Origin of the sequence: Haemophilus parahaemolyticus (assembly GCF_018373095.1) — a bacterium.
Classification (GTDB): domain Bacteria; phylum Pseudomonadota; class Gammaproteobacteria; order Enterobacterales; family Pasteurellaceae; genus Haemophilus_A; species Haemophilus_A parahaemolyticus_A.
Genome location: NZ_JAHAHT010000026.1, coordinates 1 through 20,390, shown reverse-complemented (window position 1 = coordinate 20,390; position 20,390 = coordinate 1). Strand labels below are relative to the sequence as shown.

Genomic DNA, 20,390 nt, shown 5'->3' with positions numbered 1-20,390 from the left:
CAATTAGTGCAAGTGAATTGCCAAACGCCAGAAATAGAAAAGCTACCTAATTGGTTAGCCACTCGTGCGAAAATGATGGATTTGCAGATTGAGTCTGAAGCAGCACAACTTCTTTGCTATAGCTATGAAGGCAATTTGCTTGCCTTTAAACAGATTCTTCAACAGCTCCAACTGCGTTTTACCGACGGAAAAATTACTCTAAACCGAGTGAAAGAAGTAGTGGAACTTTCTGCTCAATTTACCCCATTTCAATGGATTGATGCTTTACTTGAAGGTAAAACAAGCCGTGCGGTTCACATTCTACAACATCTACAAAATGAAGAAGTACAGCCTGTCGTATTGTTGCGTATTATTCAAAAAGAGCTGTTTATCCTATTAGAAATTACACGTTCACCCACGCCTGTGCTGCCTAATCAACCATTATTTACAGGTAATCTACGCACCGAATTTGACCGCTTGAAAATCTGGCAAAACCGCCGAGCTTTTTATATTCAAGCCTGCCAGCGTTTTACCTACGAAAAATTATATAGACTGATTCAAGACTTAGCCCAGCTTGAAAAAGCAGTGAAGCAAGAATTTAGTGATGATGTATGGATGGAGATAGAAAGGTTTTCGTTAATGTTTAGGTAAGCCTGTTTAAAGGCTATGCTGGATGTTTATTCGCCTTCGCCTGTTCTTCCGCTCGTTTACGGCGAATTTCTTTTGGATCGGCAATTAGTGGGCGATAGATCTCAATTCTATCACCATTTTCTACCACATCCGTCAATTTTGCCAAACGGCTGAAAATGCCGACTTTATTTTGGCGTAAATCAATTTCGGTATATTTTTCCAAAACACCCGATTGCACAATCGCATTTTGGATAGTAATTGGATTTTCTAGCGTGAGTTTTTTCAAAAAATAACGCTCAGGATAAGCATAAACTACTTCTACAACAATTTTTTCTGACATATTAACCTCATAAACAAGCGGTCATATTTTACGTGAACTTTGCAAAATGATAAAGGCAGTCGCTACAACGAAACACTCTTAATTTGCAGATAAACATTCTGTCCTACGCTTAATTGTAAATCATTAAACGCCCAAAGGCTGATGCTTGCCCAAATTTTTTGTCCTTCGACATTTACCTCTACATTTACTTGCTGCGATTGCTGTTGAATTTGGCAAATTTCACCTTGCAAAACATTGCGAATTGAGGTGTTTTGTGGTTTTTCCAATGTAATTGATACATCCCTACTGTTAATGGTAATTCGTATGTTGTCGTTTAGTTGATAGCGTGGTAATTCATTTACCCATAAAGATTGCGTACCTAGTGAAAGCTCTACCATTTGGTAATCGATTTGGTGCAATTTAATCGGTAATTCCAATAAACTTAAATGGTATTGTTCAGGTAACCATTGTTGAAATGCGGAATGCTGCCAAATACTTTTAACCTGATCGAATGCCATAATGTGCCCTTGTTCAATCAAAATCACTTGATCAGCAAGGCGGATAATCTCATCTAGGCTATGAGTCACGTATAAAATCGGGATCTCAAGCTGGCTAGAAAGTTGATCAAGATAGTTCAATAACTCTTGCTTTCTGGGTAAATCAAGGGCAGAGAGTGGTTCATCCATCAACAATATTTCTGGATTACTTAATAAGGCTCGTCCAATCGCCACTCGTTGCTTTTCTCCGCCAGACAAACTGAGCGGGAAACGCTCAAGCAAGTGCTGAATGCCGAGTAATTCCACAATTTGCAAAAAATAGCTTGAATTAAACCGCTTGCAACCATACTTGAGGTTCTTTTCCACGGTATAATGCGGGAAAAGTCGGTGCTCTTGGAATACATAACCAATGTGACGTTTTTCTGGCGGAAGATTGATTTTTTGTTTGCTATCGAACAGCACATTATCATTAAGGGTAATGCTGCCTGATTGTGGAGTGACTAAGCCTGCGACTAGATTAATAAGGCTTGATTTTCCTGCTCCCGAACGTCCGAAAATAGCAGTAACGCCTTTAGCAGGGATATCAATATTAAGGTTCAGCGATAATGCCCCGAGCGTTTTTTTTACATTGATTTTTAACATATAAGCAACCTTCGTGATTATTGAATGCATTATATAATGATTTTTATCACGAATGTTGAAGAAAAAGGATAAAAAATGAGTAGAGTTGATAATTATGAACAACGTTTTGGCGGTATTGGTCGCCTTTATACACCAGAAGGTTTGGCAAAATTGCGTCAATCTCACGTTTGTGTGATTGGCATTGGAGGGGTTGGTTCTTGGGCGGTTGAAGCATTGGCTCGCACAGGGATTGGCAAAATCACGATGATCGATATGGATGATATTTGCGTAACTAACATCAATCGCCAAATTCATGCGATGACGGGCACGGTAGCTCGGCTTAAAACAGAAGCGATGAAAGAGCGTGTGGAAAAAATCAATCCTGAATGCGTAATTGAGATTATTGATGATTTTATTACGCCTGAGAATATTCCCGAATACCTTAATCGAGGCTACGATTATGTGCTTGATGCAATTGATAGCGTGAAAACCAAAGCCGCACTTATTGCTTATTGTAAACGCAATAAAATCAAGTTGATTACTACAGGCGGAGCGGGTGGACAAACAGATCCAAGCCAAATTCAGATTGCAGATTTAAGTAAAACCATTCAAGATCCATTGGCATCGAGAGTAAGATCCTTGCTTAGAAAAGAATATAACTTTAGCCAAAATCCGAAACGTAAATTTGGCGTAGATTGTGTGTTTTCTACTCAGCCACTAATTTTCCCTAAAATGGGGGAAGGTTGTGAAGTTTCTGCTACGATGAATTGTGCCAATGGCTTTGGTGCCGTTACTATGGTTACTGCCACTTTTGGCTTTTTTGCGGTGAGTCGTGTAATAGATAAATTGTTGAGATAATTGAATTTTTTACAGCATAGTCGACAAATTCCTCATTACTCTGTCAGACTATGTCATAAAATTCAAGATGGTTTTGTTATTATCTTCTTTTATATTTTGCTTGGTAGTTATTTATCTTTCATTACTTTTAACTGCAATCATTGAGCCAAAATTAAAGCATTGGAACCAGAGTTCAATTTGACTAAATCCTGCTTCTTGTAATCGTTTTTTGTGAGTTTCAATACTATCGGTAAGCATTACATTTTCCAGTGCAGTGCGTTTTTGGCTCACTTCTAACTCGCTATAGCCATTTGCACGTTTGAAGGTATGGTGCAAATCAATCAGTAATTCATTCATTGTTTCATTTTCAAAGGTAAATTTCTCCGAAAGCACCAAAATTCCATTTGGATTTAAACCTTGGTGGATCTTTTTCAATAAAGCTAAACGATCAGCACGAGGTAAAAATTGCAGAGTAAAATTTAGCACGACCATAGAGGCATTTTTAATTTCTACTTGACGAATATCATCACATAAAATCTCAACAGGTACATCTGAATGATAGGCATTGATATGAGCTCGGCAGCGTTCTACCATTGCAGGCGAGTTATCAATTCCGATGATTTGAGCTTGCTTACCTTGAATATTTCGACGGATAGATAAAATCCCAGCACCGCGAGAGCAGCCTAAATCATAAATATTAGAATGATTGGTCACAAAACGTTGAGCCAACATTCCAATTGCGGTAATGATATTGGAATAGCCAGGCACGGAGCGTTGGATCATATCAGGGAAAACTTCTGCTACGGCTTCATCAAAAGTAAAATCGCCCAATTTTTCAATTGGTGCGGAAAAAATCGTATCTTTCATATTGTTCCTATTTTCTATGAGTTTTTTTCTAAAAATTTCTGAATTGCACGCACAACCGTTTCAGGTTTTTCAGCGTGCACCCAATGATGAGCATTTGCAACAACAAAAGAGGTTGCTTTCGGGAATTGAGCTAAAATCGTTTCCGTATCTTTTGCTTGGATATAATCAGAAGCCCCTCCTTTAATAAAGAGTGTTGGTTTGTCAAAATAGACCGCTTGCCAATCCATAATGTTGAGATAATTCGCTTTAATACTTGTAAGATTAAAGCGAAAATAGTCAGGCTTTTGTGGGTCAAAGGCTTTCAGCATAAATTGTTGTTCGCCTTCATCTTTTACAAACTGACTGAGCACTTTTTTTGCCTCTTGTCGGTTGGCAGGTTTTGCCTCTTTTACCGCAAATAAACCCGAAAAATTAGCGTCATGACGATGCGTTGGGTTTGTGGTTGGGGCAATATCAATTACTACTAATTTATCAATCAATTCTGGTGCAATATGAGCTAATGTCATTGCAGTTTTTCCGCCCATAGAGTGTCCAATAACAATCACATTTGATAATTTGAGGATAAGTAGAAGATTTTTAAGGTCTTCCGCCATCAAAGTGTAATTCATTTCATCTGCGTGAAATGACGCACCGTGATTACGAAGATCTACGCGTAAAATATTAAATTGGTCGGCAAAATTGCGAGCAATAATGCCAAGATTATTCATATCGCCAAACAAGCCGTGTAAAAACACCATTGTTTGGGCATTGGGGTTTTTAGTGGCAGGTTGGAATAGGTGGTTTAGAAGATATTTACTTGTCATAATAATAAAATTTCTGTGCGATTATTAGGTAAAAAAATTGGCAAAATCCCTTTTGCCAAACTAATTTAAGCAGCTTTAATTTCAGTGATGTTTTAATTCTTCAGCCTTTAATTTCCCAATCAACTTCTCATTCGCTGGAGGGAATTGCCCTTCATCTAATTCAGATTGAGCGATCCAGAAACCTTCTTGCCCTTCACGACCAAAAGGTTCACCAACCCACTCTTCAACTAAGAAAAAGTAAAATTCGATAATTTTCGTGGGATATTCAAACTTGAAATGTTCGTAAGGGAATGCACTCAATACTTGAATGCCCGCCTCTTCTTCCAGCTCACGTTTTACTGCCTCTTCTGGCGTTTCATTTAGGTCGATTTTTCCACCAGGAAATTCGAGGGATTGAGCGAAGTCTTGTCCTTCAAGGCGTTGAGCTAAATAAATTTGTCCAAATTCATTGCGGATAATGCCTGCGGCAACTCGAACAATGGGTTTTGACATAATGGTTTTTCTTCCTTTTTAATTGATAAAGTTCATATAGAAGAGCGGTCTAATTCTGCAAATCTTTTACAAAATTAAACCGCTTATACTATTGCTTACGCATATTTCGCTTTACTACCGTGGCAATGTTTGTATTTTTTGCCTGAACCGCAAGGGCAAGGATCATTGCGACTGATATGTAAGTTCGCTAATTGCTCTTCAGTTAGATTGTCCATATCCATTGCCTGTTCGATCTCTGCAGTTTCTTGTGCTTGTTGAGCGGCTTGCTGTTCTGCCTCAACTTCTGCTTGGCTACGCACTTGAATACGGCTTAATACGCTGATAACGTTAATTTTAAGCAAATCCAACATTTCAGTGAACATAGCAAACGACTCTTTTTTGTACTCGTTTTTCGGATCTTTCTGACCATAGCTGCGTAAGTGAATCCCTTTGCGGAGATAATCCATTGCAGAAAGATGTTCTTTCCAAAGTTCATCAAGCGTTTGTAATACGATACCTTTTTCAAAGTTACGCATCACTTCTTCTCCTACAATCGCTTCTTTCGCCTTGTACTCTTCTTTCGCAATGTTCAGAATACGTTCACGTAAGGTCTCTTCGTGCAGATCTGGTTCTTCTAACCAATGTTGAATTGGTAATTTCATTCCGAATTGGCGATCTAAACGCACTTCTAAGCCTTCAATATCCCACATCTCTTCGATAGATTGTGGAGGAACGTACTGGCTAATGATTTGGTTGAAAACATCATCGCGGATGGTTTCCACCATTGACGAAACGTTGTCTGTTTCAAGTAAATAATTACGTTGTTCGTAGATGACTTTACGTTGTTCATTCGCTACATCATCGTATTGAAGTAAGTTTTTACGACCATCAAAGTTATGTGCTTCTACTTTCGCTTGCGCAGAAGCAATCACTTTAGTCAGTAATTTAGATTCCATCGCCTCACATTCCTCAGTAAAGGCTTTACGCATCATATTAAGCTTACCTTCGTTGAGGTAAATACGCATTAAAGGATCGTCCAATGATAAGTAGAAACGTGATGAACCAGGGTCGCCTTGACGGCCTGAACGACCGCGCAATTGGTTGTCGATACGGCGTGATTCGTGGCGTTCTGTCCCGATAATATGTAAACCACCTGCTGCCATTACTGTTTCATAACGCTCTTTCCACGTTGCTTTGATTGCTTCGATTTGCTCTTCGGTTGGATTTTCTAGTTTCGCCACTTCTGCTTTCCAGTTACCGCCCAACACAATATCTGTACCGCGACCCGCCATATTGGTTGCGATGGTTACCGCACCTGGTAAGCCTGCATCGGCGATAATTTCTGCTTCTTGTGCGTGGAATTTCGCATTTAATACGTTGTGTTTAATACCTGCTTTGTCTAATTCGCGAGAAAGTAGCTCTGATTTTTCAACCGATGCTGTCCCTACCAATACTGGTTGATTACGAGCAATGCAATCTTGAATATCTTTGATCACTGCGGCAAATTTTTCTGGCTCGCTTTTGAACATTAAGTCGGTATGGTCTTTACGCAACACAGGTCTATTAGTTGGGATAACCACCGTATTCAAGCCATAAATTTGTTGGAATTCAAAGGCTTCTGTATCTGCTGTACCTGTCATCCCCGCTAATTTTTCATATAAACGGAAGTAGTTTTGGTAAGTGATAGAGGCAACAGTTTGGTTTTCGCCTTGAATATTTACGTGCTCTTTGGCTTCGATCGCTTGGTGTAAGCCATCAGACCAACGACGTCCCGCCATTGTACGGCCTGTATGCTCATCGATAATCACGATTTCGCCATTTTCAACAATATAATCCACGTCTTTTTCAAACAATTTGTGTGCACGTAATGCCGCATAGGTGTGATGTAACAATGCAATGCGAGCTGGCTGATAAAGGCTCTCGCCCTCTTGCATCAAACCCATTTGGGTTAAGATGTTTTCCACTTTCACCATACCGCGTTCGGTTAAGTGTGCTTGTTTGTTTTTTAAGTCAAGCGTGTAGTCGCCTTCACCCGTATATTCATCGCTATCTTCTTTTTCTTGGAAAGTTAGATGCGGAATGACTTGGTCAATCGCTTGATAAATTTGGGTCGCATCTTCCGCAGGCCCTGAAATAATTAATGGCGTACGTGCTTCATCGATTAAGATTGAGTCCACCTCATCCACCAACGCATAATGCAATTCACGTTGGAAACGTTCATTTTTATCGTGAGCGAGGTTGTCGCGTAAGTAGTCGAAACCTAATTCGCTGTTGGTTGAATAAGTAATGTCAGCTTTGTAAGCTTCACGTTTATCTACTGGCAACATACCTGGTACGTTCACGGCAACGCTCATTCCCAAAAATTCAAATAATGGGCGGTTAGTTTCCGCGTCGCGTCGTGCTAAGTAATCGTTCACGGTCACGACATGTACGCCTTTGCCTGTTAATGCGTTTAAGTAGCAAGGCAATGTCGCCGTTAAGGTTTTACCCTCACCTGTACGCATTTCTGCGATATTGCGGTCAGTCAATACCATCCCGCCAATCAATTGCACATCAAAGTGACGCATTCCCATCACTCGTTTACTCGCTTCACGCACGGTTGCGAACGCTTCTGGCAAAATCGCTTGTAAAGTTTCGCCGTTAGCTAAACGCTCTTTAAATTCAGCTGTTTTTGCTTTTAATTGTTCGTCTGAAAGCTGTTCAAAGCTGGGTTCTAATTTATTGATTTTTGCAACGGTTTTACGTAAACGTTTTAATGTACGATCGTTGCTTGAACCAAAAATCGCAGTTAATACTTTTGAAATCATTGTTTATCCTTATTTTATTTGAGTGAATACATAAAAATTAAGCGATAAACAACATAGGGCCTGCTCGAATAGGATGGTTTAAATCACCATCAAAATGGAAAGCTTTTGCAAAAAATAGGGGGATTTCGACCGCTTGCACTTCATTTGTAGGGCTTTCAGGTTTAATTTCTGCTAGAAACAAGTGCTGTTCTTGTTTAGTTTCTTCAGTAATAGCTTGAACAAGCGGTTGATTTAGGATGGTTTGTTCACTTTCAGGGTAAGGCTGAATTTCAGGCAACGAAAAAATCGCAAGAATTCCTAAAAGGAACTGCGACAATAATGGTTTGCGATGAAAGTGATTAAATAAACTCATTAAAAATACCTAAAAAATCAGGTGGTATTATATGTTAATTTGCCTAGAAAGGCTAAGTTAATGCGGTCAAGTTATGTAAATTCAAGTTAATTTTAGCGGTTATTTGTGCAATCCGCTTAAAATGGCACATTCTGGATTGTCATTTCCGCAACAAGTTTTGTTCCAACCTTTCAATAACGTCAGCATCTGCTGTAAATCTTGGATTTTCTGTTCCAACGCTAAAATATGTTGCTCGGTAAGCTGTTTTACTTCGCGACTGGTACGATGCGGGTCATCATTTAATGCTAATAAATGTGTGATTTGAGCTAAAGAGAACCCCACTTTGCGTGCATTACAAATAAAATGCAATCGTTCCAAATCAGCTTCGGTATAAATACGATAGCCTGATTCACTTCGACAAGCTCTCGGTAATAAGCCCGCTTTTTCATAATCACGAATTTGTTTGGCGGAAAGCCCCGTTTTTTTCGATGCTTGACTAATATTCATTTTTCTTCTTGACTTTAACCTATGGTTAAGGTTTAGCATATACCCCATCTTTTGATTTGTCATTCACTATTTAACAGGAGTTTATTATGGCTATCATCTTAAAATTAGACGGTTTACATTGTGGAAACTGCGTGAAAAGCGTAGAAAAAGCCTTGCGTGAAGTTGCAGGCGTGGAAAGCGTGAGTGTTTCTCTCGAACCACAACAAGCGGTTGTTGAAGGCAATCCTGAACCAAAAGCATTGATTGATGCAGTAGATGAAATGGGTTTTGAAGCGACTTTGTAATAAGGAGGGAGACAATGTCTAACTCAGAAACCCAACTTTTAATTAGTGGCATGCATTGTGCCGCTTGTGTTCGCCGTGTTGAAAAAGCACTTGGCAAAGTTGAAGGAGTCAATTTTGCCTCAGTCAATCTTGCCGATCAAACTGCCTTCGTAGAGGGGAATGCCGATCCTCAAGCGATGGTTCAAGCAGTCGAAAAAATGGGCTTTGGTGCAGAAATGTTGGAAAGCGAAGAAGAACGTCGTACTAAACAACAAGCACAAACCAAAGCCATTTTAAGTCATAAAAAATGGCAGTTTTCATGGGCATTAATTGTCGGTTTTGGCTTAATGGTTGTGGGAATGTTTATCGGTATGATGGTCACTGAACGCAATCATCTTACTTGGTTTGCACTTGCCTTTGTTAGCCTTACGACAATGTATTTTTCAGGTAAAGATTTCTTTATCGGTGCGTGGAAAAGCTTGCAAAACCGTGCGGCAAATATGGACACGCTCGTTGCGGTGAGCACAGGTGTCGCATGGTTTTATTCGTTCAGTTTGTTGCTTTTCCCACAGGAGCACGCCCACGTCTATTTTGAAGCCAGTGTGATGATTTTAGGCTTTATTAATTTAGGCAAATTTTTAGAGCTAAAAGCAAAACAACGCTCATCGCTTGCCCTTGAGAAATTGCTTGATTTAGCCCCAAAACAAGCGGTCATTTTTGAAGAGGGGATTGCAAAAACTATTCCCGTGAAAGGCATTAAACCTGAAATGTTGGTGCAAGCCTTGACGGGCGACCGACTTGCGGTTGATGGCATATTAACCGAAGGCGTGATTTGGGTGGACGAATCGATGCTCACAGGTGAAGCCTTGCCTGTTGAGAAAAAAGTAGGCGATAAAGTCCACGCTGGTACGCTCATTCAAGACGGTTCTGGTATTTACAAAGCCGAGCAAGTAGGCTCACAAACCGCATTAGCACGGGTCATCAACGCCGTTCGCCACGCACAAAGTAGTAAACCGCCATTAGCACACTTGGTCGATAAAATCGCTTCTGTTTTTGTGCCTGTCGTCGTTACGATTGCGTTAATCGCTGCCTTGATTTGGTTGGCTCTTGGCAAAGACTTTGCCTTTGCGTTATCTGTCTTTACTACAGTGCTGATTATTGCTTGCCCTTGTGCTCTTGGTTTGGCGATTCCGCTGTCTACTATCGCAGGCGTTGCACGTGCTGCAGAAATGGGCGTATTGGTTAAAAATATTGATGCTTTGCAAGCCAGCAGTGAAATCGATACGCTCGTGTTTGATAAAACAGGAACGCTTACCACTGGTGAGATGACCGTAACCCAATTTACCGCCTTGCAAGGAAATGAAAACGAAATATTGGGCTTAGCCAAAAGTTTGGAACAGCAGGCTTCTCATCCAATTGCTAAAGCCATTGTGCGATTTGCCGAACAAGCAGAAAACCTTGAAATCAGCAATATCAATGTGGTGAAAGGCTTAGGTATTGCGGGTGAATGGAATGGTCAGATGGTCAAAATGGGAAATTTAGCGTTCTTGGAACTTGATGAGCGGTTGATTTCTTCACTTAATTTGCAAGCCCATAATGGTTCAACTCAAATTTATTTAAGCGTGAACAACCAGCTCGCGGCAGTCTTCACACTTGCGGATGAATTGCGAGCAGAAAGTAAAACCGTCATCGCAAAATTCCAAGCGGAAGGCTATCAATGCTATATGCTCACGGGCGATAGAAAAGCGACAGCCGATTATTTCGCCAAAGAGTTAGGCTTAAATGGTGTAATTGCAGATGTCTTGCCAGAGCAAAAAGCAGAGAAAATTCAGCAATTGCAACAGCAAGGTAAAATTGTAGCGATGGTCGGCGATGGCATTAACGATGCACCTGCTCTAGCCCAAGCTCACGTAGGGATTGTGATGCATTCAGGCTCAGATATTGCGATTGAAACTGCCGATCTGTCTCTGTTACGTTCAGGGCTTGAACCGATTGCAGACATTCTGCCGTTCTCAAAACGTGTGCTGCGTAATATGAAACAGAGCCTGACAGGGGCATTTTTCTACAATGTGATTGCCATCCCTGTTGCTGCGGGTGTACTTTATCCTTTCACAGGCACACTACTCAACCCAATGATTGCCGCTATTGCGATGACGATGTCATCTATTACGGTGGTGTTGAACAGTCAGCGGTTGTTGAGATAAAAAGAAAAAGCATAATAGACAAAAAATAACAAATTTATCTATTATGTTATTTCTAGCAAATATATGGCATATAAGACAAAAACCTCGCAAATTAAATCGTTTACGAGGTTTTTTTAATCATATAAGCTAGTTTTACTTAAAGTTTTTCAACTAACTGCACCGCATAACCAATATAGCTTGCTGGTGTCATCTCTTTTAAGCGAGCTTTTTCTGCTTCTGGTAAGCTTAAGCCATCAATAAACTTACGCATTGCTTCGCCTGTTACACGTTTGCCGCGGGTGAGTTCTTTTAATTTCTCATACGGTTTTTCGATGCCGTAGCGACGCATTACTGTTTGGATTGGTTCTGCTAATACTTCCCAGTTTTGGTCTAACTCATCGCATAAATGCTGTTCATTTACTTCTAATTTGCTGATGCCTTTTAAAGTTGAAGCATACGCAATTAATGCATAGCCTAAGCCGACACCTAAGTTACGTAATACGGTTGAGTCGGTTAAGTCTCGTTGCCAGCGAGAGATTGGCAATTTTTGACCTAAATGGCTCATAATTGCATTCGCTAAGCCTAAGTTACCTTCTGAGTTTTCAAAGTCAATTGGATTTACTTTGTGTGGCATGGTTGAAGAACCAATTTCACCTGCAATTGTGCGTTGTTTGAAATGGTTTAACGCAATGTAACCCCACATATCACGATCGAAATCGATCACGATAGTGTTGAAACGTGCAACACAGTCGAAGAATTCTGCGATGTAATCGTGCGGTTCAATTTGAGTGGTATACGGATTCCAAGTAACGCCTAAAGATTGTTCAATAAACTCTTGGCTGAAAGTATGCCAATCAATATCTGGATAAGCAGATAAATGGGCATTATAGTTACCTACTGCACCGTTAATTTTAGCCAAGATCTCTAAATTTTCGAGCTGTTTATATTGCCGTTTTAAGCGGTAAGCCACGTTTGCCATCTCTTTACCGATGGTTGTTGGGCTGGCTGGCTGACCGTGTGTGCGAGAAAGTAATGGAATGTTTTTGTAACGCTCCGCAAGCTCAACCACTGTATCAATCACTTTTTTCCATTCTGGTAATAGCACTTCTTCACGAGCCGTTTTTAACATCAATGCGTGTGAGGTGTTGTTAATATCTTCTGATGTACAAGCAAAGTGGATAAATTCATTGATTTCTTGAAGCTCAGGTAAAGATTCACATTTTTCTTTTAAGAAATATTCCACTGCTTTTACATCGTGGTTGGTGGTGCGTTCAATGGTTTTGATACGGTTTGCATCTTCAATAGAAAAATTCGCCACAATGTCATTAAGGTAATCGTTTGCTTTTTTAGATAAAGCTGGAACTTCCTCAATTTGTGCGTGAGAAGCGAGTTTTTGTAACCAACGAACCTCTACCGTCACTCGGAATTTTAATAAACCAAATTCACTAAAAATAGGGCGAAGGGCTGCCACTTTGTCTTGATAACGACCATCAATTGGGGACAATGCTGTTAAAGCGTTAAGTTCCATTAAGATTTCTCCGTAATAAGATGAAATAAAATAAAGCCAAAGATATAACCCGTGAAATATAGCATTTTTTTACACATATTTCACGGGCTAAATAAAAGAGAGCTAATTTTAGGCTAAACGTTCTCTCAACGCTTTACCTATTTCCGCTAAACTTCTTACACAAGTAACACCCGCTGCTTCTAAGGCTTGGAACTTCTCTTCTGCCGTGCCTTTTCCACCACTGATAATTGCACCCGCGTGCCCCATTCGTTTGCCTTTCGGGGCAGTTGCACCTGCAATATAGCTTACTACGGGTTTGGTTACGTGTGCTTTTATAAATTGAGCCGCTTCTTCTTCCGCAGAACCGCCAATTTCGCCAATCATCACTATAGCTTCGGTTTCTGGATCATCTTGGAACAGACGTAAAATATCAATAAAACTGGAACCTGGAATCGGGTCACCGCCAATGCCAACGCAAGTGGATTGCCCAAAGCCTTCGTCTGTCGTCTGTTTTACCGCTTCATAGGTCAGCGTGCCTGAACGCGATACAATACCAATTTTGCCTTTTTTATGAATATTGGCAGGCATAATCCCCATTTTGCATTCATCAGGCGTAATCACACCAGGGCAATTTGGACCAATCATTCGCACGCCTGTTTCGCTTAACTTCTGTTTTACCACAAGCATATCAAGGGTTGGAATGCCTTCAGTAATACACACAATCAGCTGAACACCTGCATCAATAGCCTCTAAAATCGCATCTTTACAACCGCTGGCAGGTACGTAAATAATGGTTGCAGTTGCCCCTGTTTTTTCGACCGCTTCTCGCACTGTATTAAACACAGGCAAGCCTAAATGTGTTGTGTCACCTTTATTTGGTGAAACGCCTCCCACTAATTGCGTGCCGTAGGCTAAAGCCTGCTCGCTGTGAAATGTGCCTTGACTGCCCGTGAAACCTTGGCAAATCACTCTCGTATTTTTATCAATTAAAATCGCCATTTTATATCCTTTCTCTTTTTTAGTCTTTACGCTTGATTTGCAAAATTTACGGCAGAAATCGCCGCTTGTGTTAAGGTTTCAGCTACTGCTAGATTCAGCCCGCTTTGAGCTAAAATGGCTCTGCCTTGTTCCGCATTCGTACCTTCTAAACGCACGACTACAGGGACTTTTACGCCCACTTCATTCACCGCAGAAATAATCCCCTCGGCAATCAGATCACAGCGTACAATGCCGCCAAAAATATTAACAAGCACTGCTTTTACTTGGCTGTCGGATAAAATCAATTTAAATGCTTCAGCAACACGTTCTTTAGTTGCACCTCCGCCCACATCAAGGAAATTCGCAGGTTCGCCACCTTGTAATTTGATCATATCCATGGTTCCCATCGCAAGCCCTGCACCATTTACCATACAGCCGATATTGCCGTTCAGAGCGACGTAATTCAATTCCCATTGAGAAGCATAGGCTTCACGCGGATCTTCTTGGCTTTCATCTTCAAGTGCTTTCAGTTCAGGGTGACGATAAAGAGCATTGTTGTCAATAACCGCTTTGGCATCTAAACAGATGAGGTTTTGCTGTTTGGTCACCACCAACGGGTTCACTTCAAGCAAAGCAAGATCTTTTTCAAGGAATAATTTGGCAAGGTTAAGGAAAATCGCGGTAAATTGTTTGATTTCTATGCCTTTTAAACCAAGCTTAAAGGCAAGTTCACGTGCTTGGAAAGGTTGAGCGTTAGTGAGAGGATCGAGGTGGATTTTATGGATAAGTTCTGGTGTGTTTTTAGCAATTTCTTCAATCTCCATTCCGCCCGCACTGGATGCCATAAACACCACTTTTTGCGAGCTACGGTCAATCACTGCCCCAAGATAAAGTTCACGCTCAATCTCGCAAGTTTCTTCCACATAAATGGTATTTACGGGTAAGCCTTTGCTATCGGTTTGGAAGGTCACCATTCTTTTGCCTAACCATTGTTCCGCAAACTGGCGAGCTTGCTCGGCATTTTTTACTAACTTCACCCCACCGGCTTTACCCCGTCCACCTGCGTGGATTTGGCATTTTACGGCAAAAATATCACCGCTTAGCTGGCTGAGAGCTTGCTCTGTTTCTTCAATAGAATGGCAGGCAATGCCTCGATTGATAGGTAACCCGTATTGGCTAAAGAGTTGTTTTGCTTGATGTTCGTGTAGATTCATTTAACTTCCTTTTAAGTTTAAAAAACTTTTTAAAATCAAATAGTTGAAAATTTAAAAATTTTCAAATCTTTTAAGAGTGATAAAATAGCAATTGTATTTTTTTGATGATCAGTTTTGTTTTTGTAATTTTACAATCTCTAATAATGTCACGTAAATAATGTCTTTCATTGTCCTGTAAGCACGGCGAAATAGTTAAAAGTTAAGCCGAATTGCACAATCCTATCGTCTAATAAGGCATCAATCTTGCCAACTTGATTACTAAGGAATTCAAAGCTGTTCATGTTTTTTCTTTCTTTAGGATAATTGGCAGGATTTTAGCATTTTAAGGGAATGTGTAAAATGGTCTTGAAAATGACTTTAAAACAAGACTGCAATTTTTAAACAATGGCTTGATAATTTAAAAGACTTGCGAGCAAGGGCAAAAATTCAAACCAGAATTAAGCGGTTGCAGATGGGTAATTCTGAATTACGTATTACGGATGGCAAAGGTTATCGGATTTATTTGAAAAACCAGAATGGCGTGATTGTGATTTTACTTTGTGCGAGCGATAAAGCTAGTCAAGAGAATGATATTAAAAAGGTGAAAGCCTTAGCGAAAGAATTAGGAGTGTAATATGGTTGAATTATAAGATTTTGAAATGGCGGAACATTTGAGAAGTGAAGAGGAAATCCAACTTTATTTAAATGAGGTGCTGAAAGAGTATAATGTGGATTTGATTTTGTCTGCCCTTGGTGATATTACGAAAGCTTGTAATATGAGCTGAATTGCTAGGGAAGCTGGCGTAAGCCGTGAGGGGTTATACAAAGCCTTTTCAGGCAAGGGAAATCCAACCTTTTCAACCGTATTAAAAGTGATGCGAGCGTTGAATTTAACTTTTGAAGTAAAACAAGCTACCCACGCCTAATTGACCCCTCTTCGGAGAGTTTTATTTTGCAAAAAATTGGCGGAATTTGACCGCTTGCCTTGTCTTCGACAAAGGCTTTGGTGAGTAACCACGCCATCAGACGTGGATTTTCCTTTCACGTCTGACATAGAAAATCCTTAAAACAACTTGTGAAAACTTATAAATCTTATAAAATGCTCTTCATAAACAATTGGTCTTATTACTATGAAAGAACTCATCTACCAACCGAAAGCATTAAAGCAATTAAGAAAAATCCCGAGCAAAGCCCACATTATTGAGAAATGCGAAATGCTCAAAAATTTTCCTGATTGCACTAACATTAAGGCATTAACAAACCATACTTATGAATATCGTTATCGAGTTGGCGATTACCGAATTTTCTTTAATATCGTAGGTAATACAATGAGCATTGTTTCTATTAAAGAGGTTAAAAAAAGAGATGAACGCACTTACTAATATCCAATATATCAATAATGAGCAGGGCGTACCTGCTTTTGCTGTACTCCCTATTGCTACCCTTAATTGGCTCAAACAAAAAGCCAACTTTGCCGATCCGCTTGAAACAGGAATTCCAGAAGCGGTCGCTAAATTGGCTTTATTGAATGATTACTCTGCTCTTCGAGCGTGGCGTGAACACTTAGGTTTAACCCAAGCTGAAGTTGCAAGCCGTTTAGGCATTTCTCAAGCTGCTTATTCACAACACGAAAATTCACAGACCTTGCGGAAAACAACTCGCATAAAAATGGCAAATGCTCTTGGCATCAATCCAAGTCAATTAGATTTCTAAACAAAAGCCCCTATTGGGCTTTTGTTCGGTCGAGCTTAAGCCCACAGGAACGCTGAAAATCGGTTATGTACACTCTCCGACTCCCTCCTCCGATAGTGTCTAGCACTAATCCCGTCTTCAATCTTTTCTGCTTTCCACATACTCACGCACCCTATCCACTTTATTTGCACACAATCTCAACTCTTATTTCAACAACAACGTATAATCTTTTTCTTTTGGCTTGGCATTATTGATTTCTGAACTGCTTAATGGTTTTACCGAAACCACCATATAATCCCCTTTGGTATTACAAAATAGGAAAAATAATAAGTGATTTTGGTATTATGTCAGCTTTTTGATATTACAAATAGAAAAATCACTTAAAATACTTACTAAATATAATACCAAATTTATAAGATTTGATAGGGATTGAGAGAGTTAAAACGGATAATAGCTTGATTTAACTAAATAAAAACCCTCATTTGAGAGGGTTTGATATGGTTTGAAATAAATATATGGTGCGACTAGCTGGACTCGAACCAGTGACCCCCACCATGTCAAGGTGGTGCTCTAACCAACTGAGCTATAGTCGCATGAATACTTTATATTCTATTGAAAAAGAGATTTGAATGCAAGCCTTTTCTGTTGCAAGCGGTGCTTTTTAGAGCAAATCTTGCATCCTGTTAGTTCTTAAATAGATCGCTTTATAGATCGTCAATTACCACATAGATTTTTGACACTGGGCCATGTACGCCAACAACTTTGATCAACTCAATATCTGCGGTCGCACTTGGACCAGAGATGATATTGATACAAGACGGCATACGTTCGCCTGCTTGTGCTTTTTCGTGCAGAATTTGGGCTAATTGTGCCACACGCGGTAATACTTTGCTTTTACGCACAACTACTATAGAGGTGGTTGGGAGCAAGCTAGTTGAGCGTCCGTTATCTTTGGTGGCAAATAACACAATACCGCCCGATTCCGCTAAGCCATATTCTCCATGGACAATACCGATGTTGGCTGCAGCAGATTTTTCGATGTTCTCTTCATCTTTGCTAAAATCCCATACATAGCTGTCGAAGTTTGCTTTTACAGCATCAGTAATGCCAAGCTCTGCCAAGCGTACATCGTTATTTAACACTACACTACCACCGCCATATTTTTGGCAGACATTTAGCACCGCTTGTGCTACATCAGCTTCTTTGGTTTCCACCACATCAACCAACAATACTTTAGCAAAACTTATAAATTCGTTACACAACTCTTGTTGTGAAAGGTGCGTTAAACGGGTTGTTGGGTGATCGTTTACTGGAGCTTCCATTTGATCTGGTACGAGTTTGCGTTCACGCCCCATTTTCGCCGCTAATTTATTTAAGAAATTCTCTCTGTTTTCTAGGTTCATTTTTATGTCCTTAGTTATGATGAAAATAGATGCAAAGTTTCTCTCTCCCATAAGGGGAGAGAGCTTGAGCATCTAATTACTTACGTTTCGCAAACCACTCGCGGAAGCTTTCGCCTTCAGGGGTTGGTAAATCACGTGCTTTTGTCCATTCACCTAATGCACCTGCTTGAATTGGCGCTTTACCATTGCGGATCAGTTTACCCATCAATTTGGCACCCACTTTCACGCTGGCATTCCACACGGCTGGGTGTGAGTTAGCAAAGGTGAAGCCTTTAATTTCAATTTGTTCAAGTTTCGGTGTGCAACCTTCTTCCACCAATTTCTCACGGTGTTTTAAGATAAGTTGTGCCAGTGGAATTTTTACAGGACAAACGCTATTACACGCATTACAAAGTGAACAAGCATAAGGTAACTCTTTGAATTCATCGTAACCACCAAGTAACGGAGATATTACCGCTCCGATTGGTCCTGGATAGATTGACCCATAACCGTGACCGCCGATTTGGCGATACGCAGGGCAAGTGTTCAAGCACGCACCACAACGGATACAACGTAAAACTTCTTCAAATTCGCTTTCTAAAATTTTAGAACGACCGTTATCAACGATAACTAAGTGGAAATCTTCAGGACCATCAACTTCGCCTTCTAAGCGAGGGCCAGTTAACCAAGTATTATATGCTGTTAATTTTGCACCTACCGCACTACGGCAAAGCATGGTGATTAACACGTCCACTTCTTTGAACGTTGGGGCAATACGCTCCATTCCCATTACTGCGATATGTGTTTTTGGCACTGTGGTGGCTAAACGTAAGTTACCTTCATTCGTTACCAAGCAGACAGAACCTGTTTCTGGCACAGCAAAGTTACAACCTGAAATCCCAATATCGGCTTCTAAAAAATCTTTGCGTAAGGTTTTACGCACAAAAGCGTTCATCTCTTCTGGTTGTTCACTGCCTTCATAACCTAAAACTTCATGCAATTCTTTACGAATACGGTGGCGATCTTTGTGAATTGCAGGCACAACAATGTGAGAAGGTTTATCACCCACGATTTGTAGTAAGTATTCGCCTAAGTCGGTTTCCACCACTTTGATGCCTTCTGCTTCTAAAACGTGGTTCATCCCGATTTCTTCAGTCACCATTGATTTTGATTTCACAATGGTTTTCGCCTTTTTTTCTAATGCAACTTGGCGAATATAAGCGGTCGCTTCTTCTGCAGTTTCTGCAAAAAAGACTTTCCCTCCATTTTGAGTCACTTTTTCGCTTAATTGGTAAAGGTATGCGTCTAAGTTCGCTAAAACGTGGTTACGGAATTGTTTAGAAAGCTCTCGCCACTCTTCCCAGTTGCCTAATTCGTCCACCATTTTTTGGCGGTTTGCACCGATAGTTTCTTGTGCTTTTACTACCGCTTTACGCATAATTTCGTTATTAACTTGTTGTTCTACACGTTGTTTAAACGGCAAGTGACTGGTTTGTAAATGTGACATCTTACGCTTCTCCTTCTTCTTGCATTAGCACTTCTGCGATGTGCATTACTTTTACGTTTTTACCTTCACGACTTAAACGACCTGCAATGTTCATTAAGCAGCTGACATCTGCACCGACTAAATAGTCTGGCTCTACTTCTGAGATATTCACGACTTTTTCTGTTACCATTTCACCTGAAATTTCTGCCATTTTTACCGAGAATGTACCACCAAAACCACAGCAGGTTTGTTGGTTATGGATTGGTAAAAGTTCTAACCCTTTTACATTCTGAAGCAGGGTTAATGGCTCATTCACCACGCCTAATTTACGCGTTAAGCTGCAAGATGGGTGATAAACGGCTTTACCTGTTAAACGTGCGCCCACGTTGGTTTTGCCTAAAACATTCACAATAAAAGCGGTTAAATCGTGGAAACGATTTGCAACTTTTTCTGCACGTTTTGCCCATTCAGGTTCACCAAAACGAGTGAAATATTCTGAGTAGTTTTTGATTGCATATACGCAAGAACCCGCAGGGGCTACAATTGGATAATCATTCACTTCAAAAGTTTCAACTAATTTTTTCATTCCTGCTACGGCATCCTTTGCATATCCGCTGTTAATTGCAGGTTGTCCACAACATCCTTGTTTTTCAAGGAAAATAACATTACATCCAAGTTTTTCGAGTAATAACACGCTGTTTTTTGCCACATTACTTTTCACAATGTCGGCGATACAGGTTACATAAAAATTCACATTCATTTGAATTCCCCACATTAAATAAAAATAAGAAAAAATCGTATTTAAAAGGCCATAAATGACAAAAGGAAGCAAATGCTTCCTTTTGATTTCTGGGGTAGAGTCTGTGGATTGAAAATCCACGCATAAATTTTACTTCTGCGTGCGTGAATCAAAGGTTCACACACCCTACAAGCGGTTATGTTTTACAAAACGTTTGCAGATGTTGACCGCTTGTTTTCGTTATACATTAAAGAATAACGGGATAATCGTTAATGCCACCACTGCAGCGATGACACCA

At 40.2% G+C, this 20,390-nt stretch carries 22 protein-coding genes, 1 tRNA gene and 1 pseudogene; 8 read left to right on the top strand and 16 right to left on the bottom strand.

Annotated elements, in window-relative coordinates; all coding sequences use genetic code 11:
- The coding region (gene holA, locus KH943_RS04460; protein ID WP_304108174.1) for a DNA polymerase III subunit delta at positions 1 to 630 on the top strand (630 nt) is incomplete at its 5' end.
- Between the two features lie 13 nt (positions 631 to 643).
- Here holA and KH943_RS04455 read toward each other — a convergent pair.
- Together KH943_RS04455 and modC are read right to left on the bottom strand one after the other, a co-directional pair.
- Positions 644 to 949, bottom strand: a complete 306-nt coding sequence (locus tag KH943_RS04455) for an RnfH family protein (RefSeq protein ID WP_304108171.1) — start codon at positions 947 to 949, stop codon at positions 644 to 646.
- Between the two features lie 62 nt (positions 950 to 1,011).
- A complete protein-coding gene (gene modC, locus KH943_RS04450) occupies positions 1,012 to 2,067 on the bottom strand; it encodes a molybdenum ABC transporter ATP-binding protein ModC (RefSeq protein ID WP_304108168.1) in 1,056 nt (351 codons plus the stop codon).
- 75 nt (positions 2,068 to 2,142) lie between these two features.
- Here modC and tcdA point away from each other — a divergent pair, with 75 nt between their 5' ends.
- Complete coding sequence (gene tcdA, locus KH943_RS04445) at positions 2,143 to 2,904, top strand: tRNA cyclic N6-threonylcarbamoyladenosine(37) synthase TcdA (RefSeq protein WP_304108165.1); 762 nt, start codon at positions 2,143 to 2,145, stop codon at positions 2,902 to 2,904.
- A gap of 111 nt (positions 2,905 to 3,015) precedes the next feature.
- On the opposite strand, the gene cmoA is transcribed toward tcdA, so the two are convergent.
- The 6 genes from cmoA to KH943_RS04415 all read right to left on the bottom strand — a co-directional run bounded on the left by cmoA (position 3,016) and on the right by KH943_RS04415 (position 8,669).
- Positions 3,016 to 3,750 carry a carboxy-S-adenosyl-L-methionine synthase CmoA gene (gene cmoA, locus KH943_RS04440; RefSeq protein WP_304108163.1) on the bottom strand — a complete coding sequence of 245 codons (735 nt, stop codon included), beginning with the start codon at positions 3,748 to 3,750 and terminating at the stop codon, positions 3,016 to 3,018.
- Positions 3,751 to 3,764: 14 nt separating this feature from the next.
- Positions 3,765 to 4,553, bottom strand: coding sequence for an alpha/beta fold hydrolase (locus tag KH943_RS04435; protein WP_304108161.1), 789 nt, complete (start codon positions 4,551 to 4,553; stop codon positions 3,765 to 3,767).
- Positions 4,554 to 4,634: 81 nt separating this feature from the next.
- Positions 4,635 to 5,045: an 8-oxo-dGTP diphosphatase MutT gene (gene mutT / locus KH943_RS04430; protein ID WP_304108159.1), complete on the bottom strand. Its 411-nt coding sequence runs from the start codon at positions 5,043 to 5,045 to the stop codon at positions 4,635 to 4,637.
- Between the two features lie 95 nt (positions 5,046 to 5,140).
- Positions 5,141 to 7,831 carry a preprotein translocase subunit SecA gene (secA, locus tag KH943_RS04425; protein WP_304108157.1) on the bottom strand — a complete coding sequence of 897 codons (2,691 nt, stop codon included), beginning with the start codon at positions 7,829 to 7,831 and terminating at the stop codon, positions 5,141 to 5,143.
- A gap of 37 nt (positions 7,832 to 7,868) precedes the next feature.
- The gene (secM, locus tag KH943_RS04420) at positions 7,869 to 8,183 is read right to left on the bottom strand and encodes a secA translation cis-regulator SecM (RefSeq protein ID WP_304108155.1); all 315 of its coding nucleotides are present in this window, start codon (positions 8,181 to 8,183) and stop codon (positions 7,869 to 7,871) included.
- A 99-nt stretch (positions 8,184 to 8,282) separates the two neighbouring features.
- Positions 8,283 to 8,669, bottom strand: a complete 387-nt coding sequence (locus tag KH943_RS04415) for a Cu(I)-responsive transcriptional regulator (RefSeq protein ID WP_005706907.1) — start codon at positions 8,667 to 8,669, stop codon at positions 8,283 to 8,285.
- Between the two features lie 86 nt (positions 8,670 to 8,755).
- Here KH943_RS04415 and KH943_RS04410 point away from each other — a divergent pair, with 86 nt between their 5' ends.
- Both KH943_RS04410 and KH943_RS04405 read left to right on the top strand, forming a co-directional pair.
- The gene (locus KH943_RS04410; RefSeq protein ID WP_304108152.1) at positions 8,756 to 8,953 is read left to right on the top strand and encodes a heavy-metal-associated domain-containing protein; all 198 of its coding nucleotides are present in this window, start codon (positions 8,756 to 8,758) and stop codon (positions 8,951 to 8,953) included.
- Positions 8,954 to 8,967: 14 nt separating this feature from the next.
- Positions 8,968 to 11,136 carry a heavy metal translocating P-type ATPase gene (locus KH943_RS04405; RefSeq protein ID WP_304108149.1) on the top strand — a complete coding sequence of 723 codons (2,169 nt, stop codon included), beginning with the start codon at positions 8,968 to 8,970 and terminating at the stop codon, positions 11,134 to 11,136.
- A 136-nt stretch (positions 11,137 to 11,272) separates the two neighbouring features.
- Here the strand turns inward: KH943_RS04405 and purB are convergent, their stop codons facing one another.
- The 3 genes from purB to sucC form a co-directional block, all read right to left on the bottom strand.
- A complete protein-coding gene (gene purB, locus KH943_RS04400; RefSeq protein ID WP_304108147.1) occupies positions 11,273 to 12,643 on the bottom strand; it encodes an adenylosuccinate lyase in 1,371 nt (456 codons plus the stop codon).
- Between the two features lie 108 nt (positions 12,644 to 12,751).
- Positions 12,752 to 13,621, bottom strand: a complete 870-nt coding sequence (sucD, locus tag KH943_RS04395; RefSeq protein WP_304108144.1) for a succinate--CoA ligase subunit alpha — start codon at positions 13,619 to 13,621, stop codon at positions 12,752 to 12,754.
- A 26-nt stretch (positions 13,622 to 13,647) separates the two neighbouring features.
- Positions 13,648 to 14,814, bottom strand: a complete 1,167-nt coding sequence (gene sucC / locus KH943_RS04390; protein WP_304108142.1) for an ADP-forming succinate--CoA ligase subunit beta — start codon at positions 14,812 to 14,814, stop codon at positions 13,648 to 13,650.
- A 373-nt stretch (positions 14,815 to 15,187) separates the two neighbouring features.
- Here sucC and KH943_RS04385 point away from each other — a divergent pair, with 373 nt between their 5' ends.
- Complete coding sequence (locus KH943_RS04385; RefSeq protein ID WP_304108177.1) at positions 15,188 to 15,427, top strand: type II toxin-antitoxin system RelE/ParE family toxin; 240 nt, start codon at positions 15,188 to 15,190, stop codon at positions 15,425 to 15,427.
- A 25-nt stretch (positions 15,428 to 15,452) separates the two neighbouring features.
- A pseudogene (locus KH943_RS04380) lies at positions 15,453 to 15,719 on the top strand (addiction module antidote protein).
- Here the strand turns inward: KH943_RS04380 and KH943_RS04375 are convergent.
- The gene (locus KH943_RS04375) at positions 15,716 to 15,847 is read right to left on the bottom strand and encodes a hypothetical protein (RefSeq protein WP_304108139.1); all 132 of its coding nucleotides are present in this window, start codon (positions 15,845 to 15,847) and stop codon (positions 15,716 to 15,718) included. The pseudogene KH943_RS04380 and the gene KH943_RS04375 overlap by 4 nt on opposite strands.
- Before the next feature lie 76 nt (positions 15,848 to 15,923).
- Between KH943_RS04375 and KH943_RS04370 the strand changes: the two genes are divergently transcribed.
- The gene (locus KH943_RS04370; RefSeq protein ID WP_304108136.1) at positions 15,924 to 16,175 is read left to right on the top strand and encodes a type II toxin-antitoxin system RelE family toxin; all 252 of its coding nucleotides are present in this window, start codon (positions 15,924 to 15,926) and stop codon (positions 16,173 to 16,175) included.
- Positions 16,159 to 16,506: a helix-turn-helix domain-containing protein gene (locus KH943_RS04365; protein ID WP_304108133.1), complete on the top strand. Its 348-nt coding sequence runs from the start codon at positions 16,159 to 16,161 to the stop codon at positions 16,504 to 16,506. The genes KH943_RS04370 and KH943_RS04365 overlap by 17 nt, the downstream gene beginning before the upstream one ends.
- Before the next feature lie 495 nt (positions 16,507 to 17,001).
- On the opposite strand, the gene KH943_RS04360 is transcribed toward KH943_RS04365, so the two are convergent.
- From KH943_RS04360 to KH943_RS04345, 4 genes are all read right to left on the bottom strand, one after another.
- Positions 17,002 to 17,078: transfer RNA gene (locus KH943_RS04360), tRNA-Val, on the bottom strand.
- 111 nt (positions 17,079 to 17,189) lie between these two features.
- Positions 17,190 to 17,888, bottom strand: coding sequence for a LutC/YkgG family protein (locus tag KH943_RS04355; RefSeq protein ID WP_304108131.1), 699 nt, complete (start codon positions 17,886 to 17,888; stop codon positions 17,190 to 17,192).
- A gap of 76 nt (positions 17,889 to 17,964) precedes the next feature.
- Positions 17,965 to 19,374, bottom strand: coding sequence for a LutB/LldF family L-lactate oxidation iron-sulfur protein (locus KH943_RS04350; RefSeq protein ID WP_304108128.1), 1,410 nt, complete (start codon positions 19,372 to 19,374; stop codon positions 17,965 to 17,967).
- Between the two features lies 1 nt (position 19,375).
- Entirely contained in the window at positions 19,376 to 20,113 is a 738-nt protein-coding gene (locus KH943_RS04345; RefSeq protein ID WP_304108125.1) for a (Fe-S)-binding protein, read from the bottom strand.
- Between the last annotated feature and the right edge of the window lie 277 nt (positions 20,114 to 20,390).

Coding starts and splice junctions, on each gene's coding strand:
- KH943_RS04455 (WP_304108171.1), bottom strand. CDS start 949: ATGTCAGAAAAAATTGTTGTAGAAGTAGTTTATGCTTATCCTGAGCGT.
- modC (WP_304108168.1), bottom strand. CDS start 2,067: ATGTTAAAAATCAATGTAAAAAAAACGCTCGGGGCATTATCGCTGAAC.
- tcdA (WP_304108165.1), top strand. CDS start 2,143: ATGAGTAGAGTTGATAATTATGAACAACGTTTTGGCGGTATTGGTCGC.
- cmoA (WP_304108163.1), bottom strand. CDS start 3,750: ATGAAAGATACGATTTTTTCCGCACCAATTGAAAAATTGGGCGATTTT.
- KH943_RS04435 (WP_304108161.1), bottom strand. CDS start 4,553: ATGACAAGTAAATATCTTCTAAACCACCTATTCCAACCTGCCACTAAA.
- mutT (WP_304108159.1), bottom strand. CDS start 5,045: ATGTCAAAACCCATTGTTCGAGTTGCCGCAGGCATTATCCGCAATGAA.
- secA (WP_304108157.1), bottom strand. CDS start 7,831: ATGATTTCAAAAGTATTAACTGCGATTTTTGGTTCAAGCAACGATCGT.
- secM (WP_304108155.1), bottom strand. CDS start 8,183: ATGAGTTTATTTAATCACTTTCATCGCAAACCATTATTGTCGCAGTTC.
- KH943_RS04415 (WP_005706907.1), bottom strand. CDS start 8,669: ATGAATATTAGTCAAGCATCGAAAAAAACGGGGCTTTCCGCCAAACAA.
- KH943_RS04410 (WP_304108152.1), top strand. CDS start 8,756: ATGGCTATCATCTTAAAATTAGACGGTTTACATTGTGGAAACTGCGTG.
- KH943_RS04405 (WP_304108149.1), top strand. CDS start 8,968: ATGTCTAACTCAGAAACCCAACTTTTAATTAGTGGCATGCATTGTGCC.
- purB (WP_304108147.1), bottom strand. CDS start 12,643: ATGGAACTTAACGCTTTAACAGCATTGTCCCCAATTGATGGTCGTTAT.
- sucD (WP_304108144.1), bottom strand. CDS start 13,621: ATGGCGATTTTAATTGATAAAAATACGAGAGTGATTTGCCAAGGTTTC.
- sucC (WP_304108142.1), bottom strand. CDS start 14,814: ATGAATCTACACGAACATCAAGCAAAACAACTCTTTAGCCAATACGGG.
- KH943_RS04375 (WP_304108139.1), bottom strand. CDS start 15,847: ATGTCAGACGTGAAAGGAAAATCCACGTCTGATGGCGTGGTTACTCAC.
- KH943_RS04370 (WP_304108136.1), top strand. CDS start 15,924: ATGAAAGAACTCATCTACCAACCGAAAGCATTAAAGCAATTAAGAAAA.
- KH943_RS04365 (WP_304108133.1), top strand. CDS start 16,159: ATGAACGCACTTACTAATATCCAATATATCAATAATGAGCAGGGCGTA.
- KH943_RS04355 (WP_304108131.1), bottom strand. CDS start 17,888: ATGAACCTAGAAAACAGAGAGAATTTCTTAAATAAATTAGCGGCGAAA.
- KH943_RS04350 (WP_304108128.1), bottom strand. CDS start 19,374: ATGTCACATTTACAAACCAGTCACTTGCCGTTTAAACAACGTGTAGAA.
- KH943_RS04345 (WP_304108125.1), bottom strand. CDS start 20,113: ATGAATGTGAATTTTTATGTAACCTGTATCGCCGACATTGTGAAAAGT.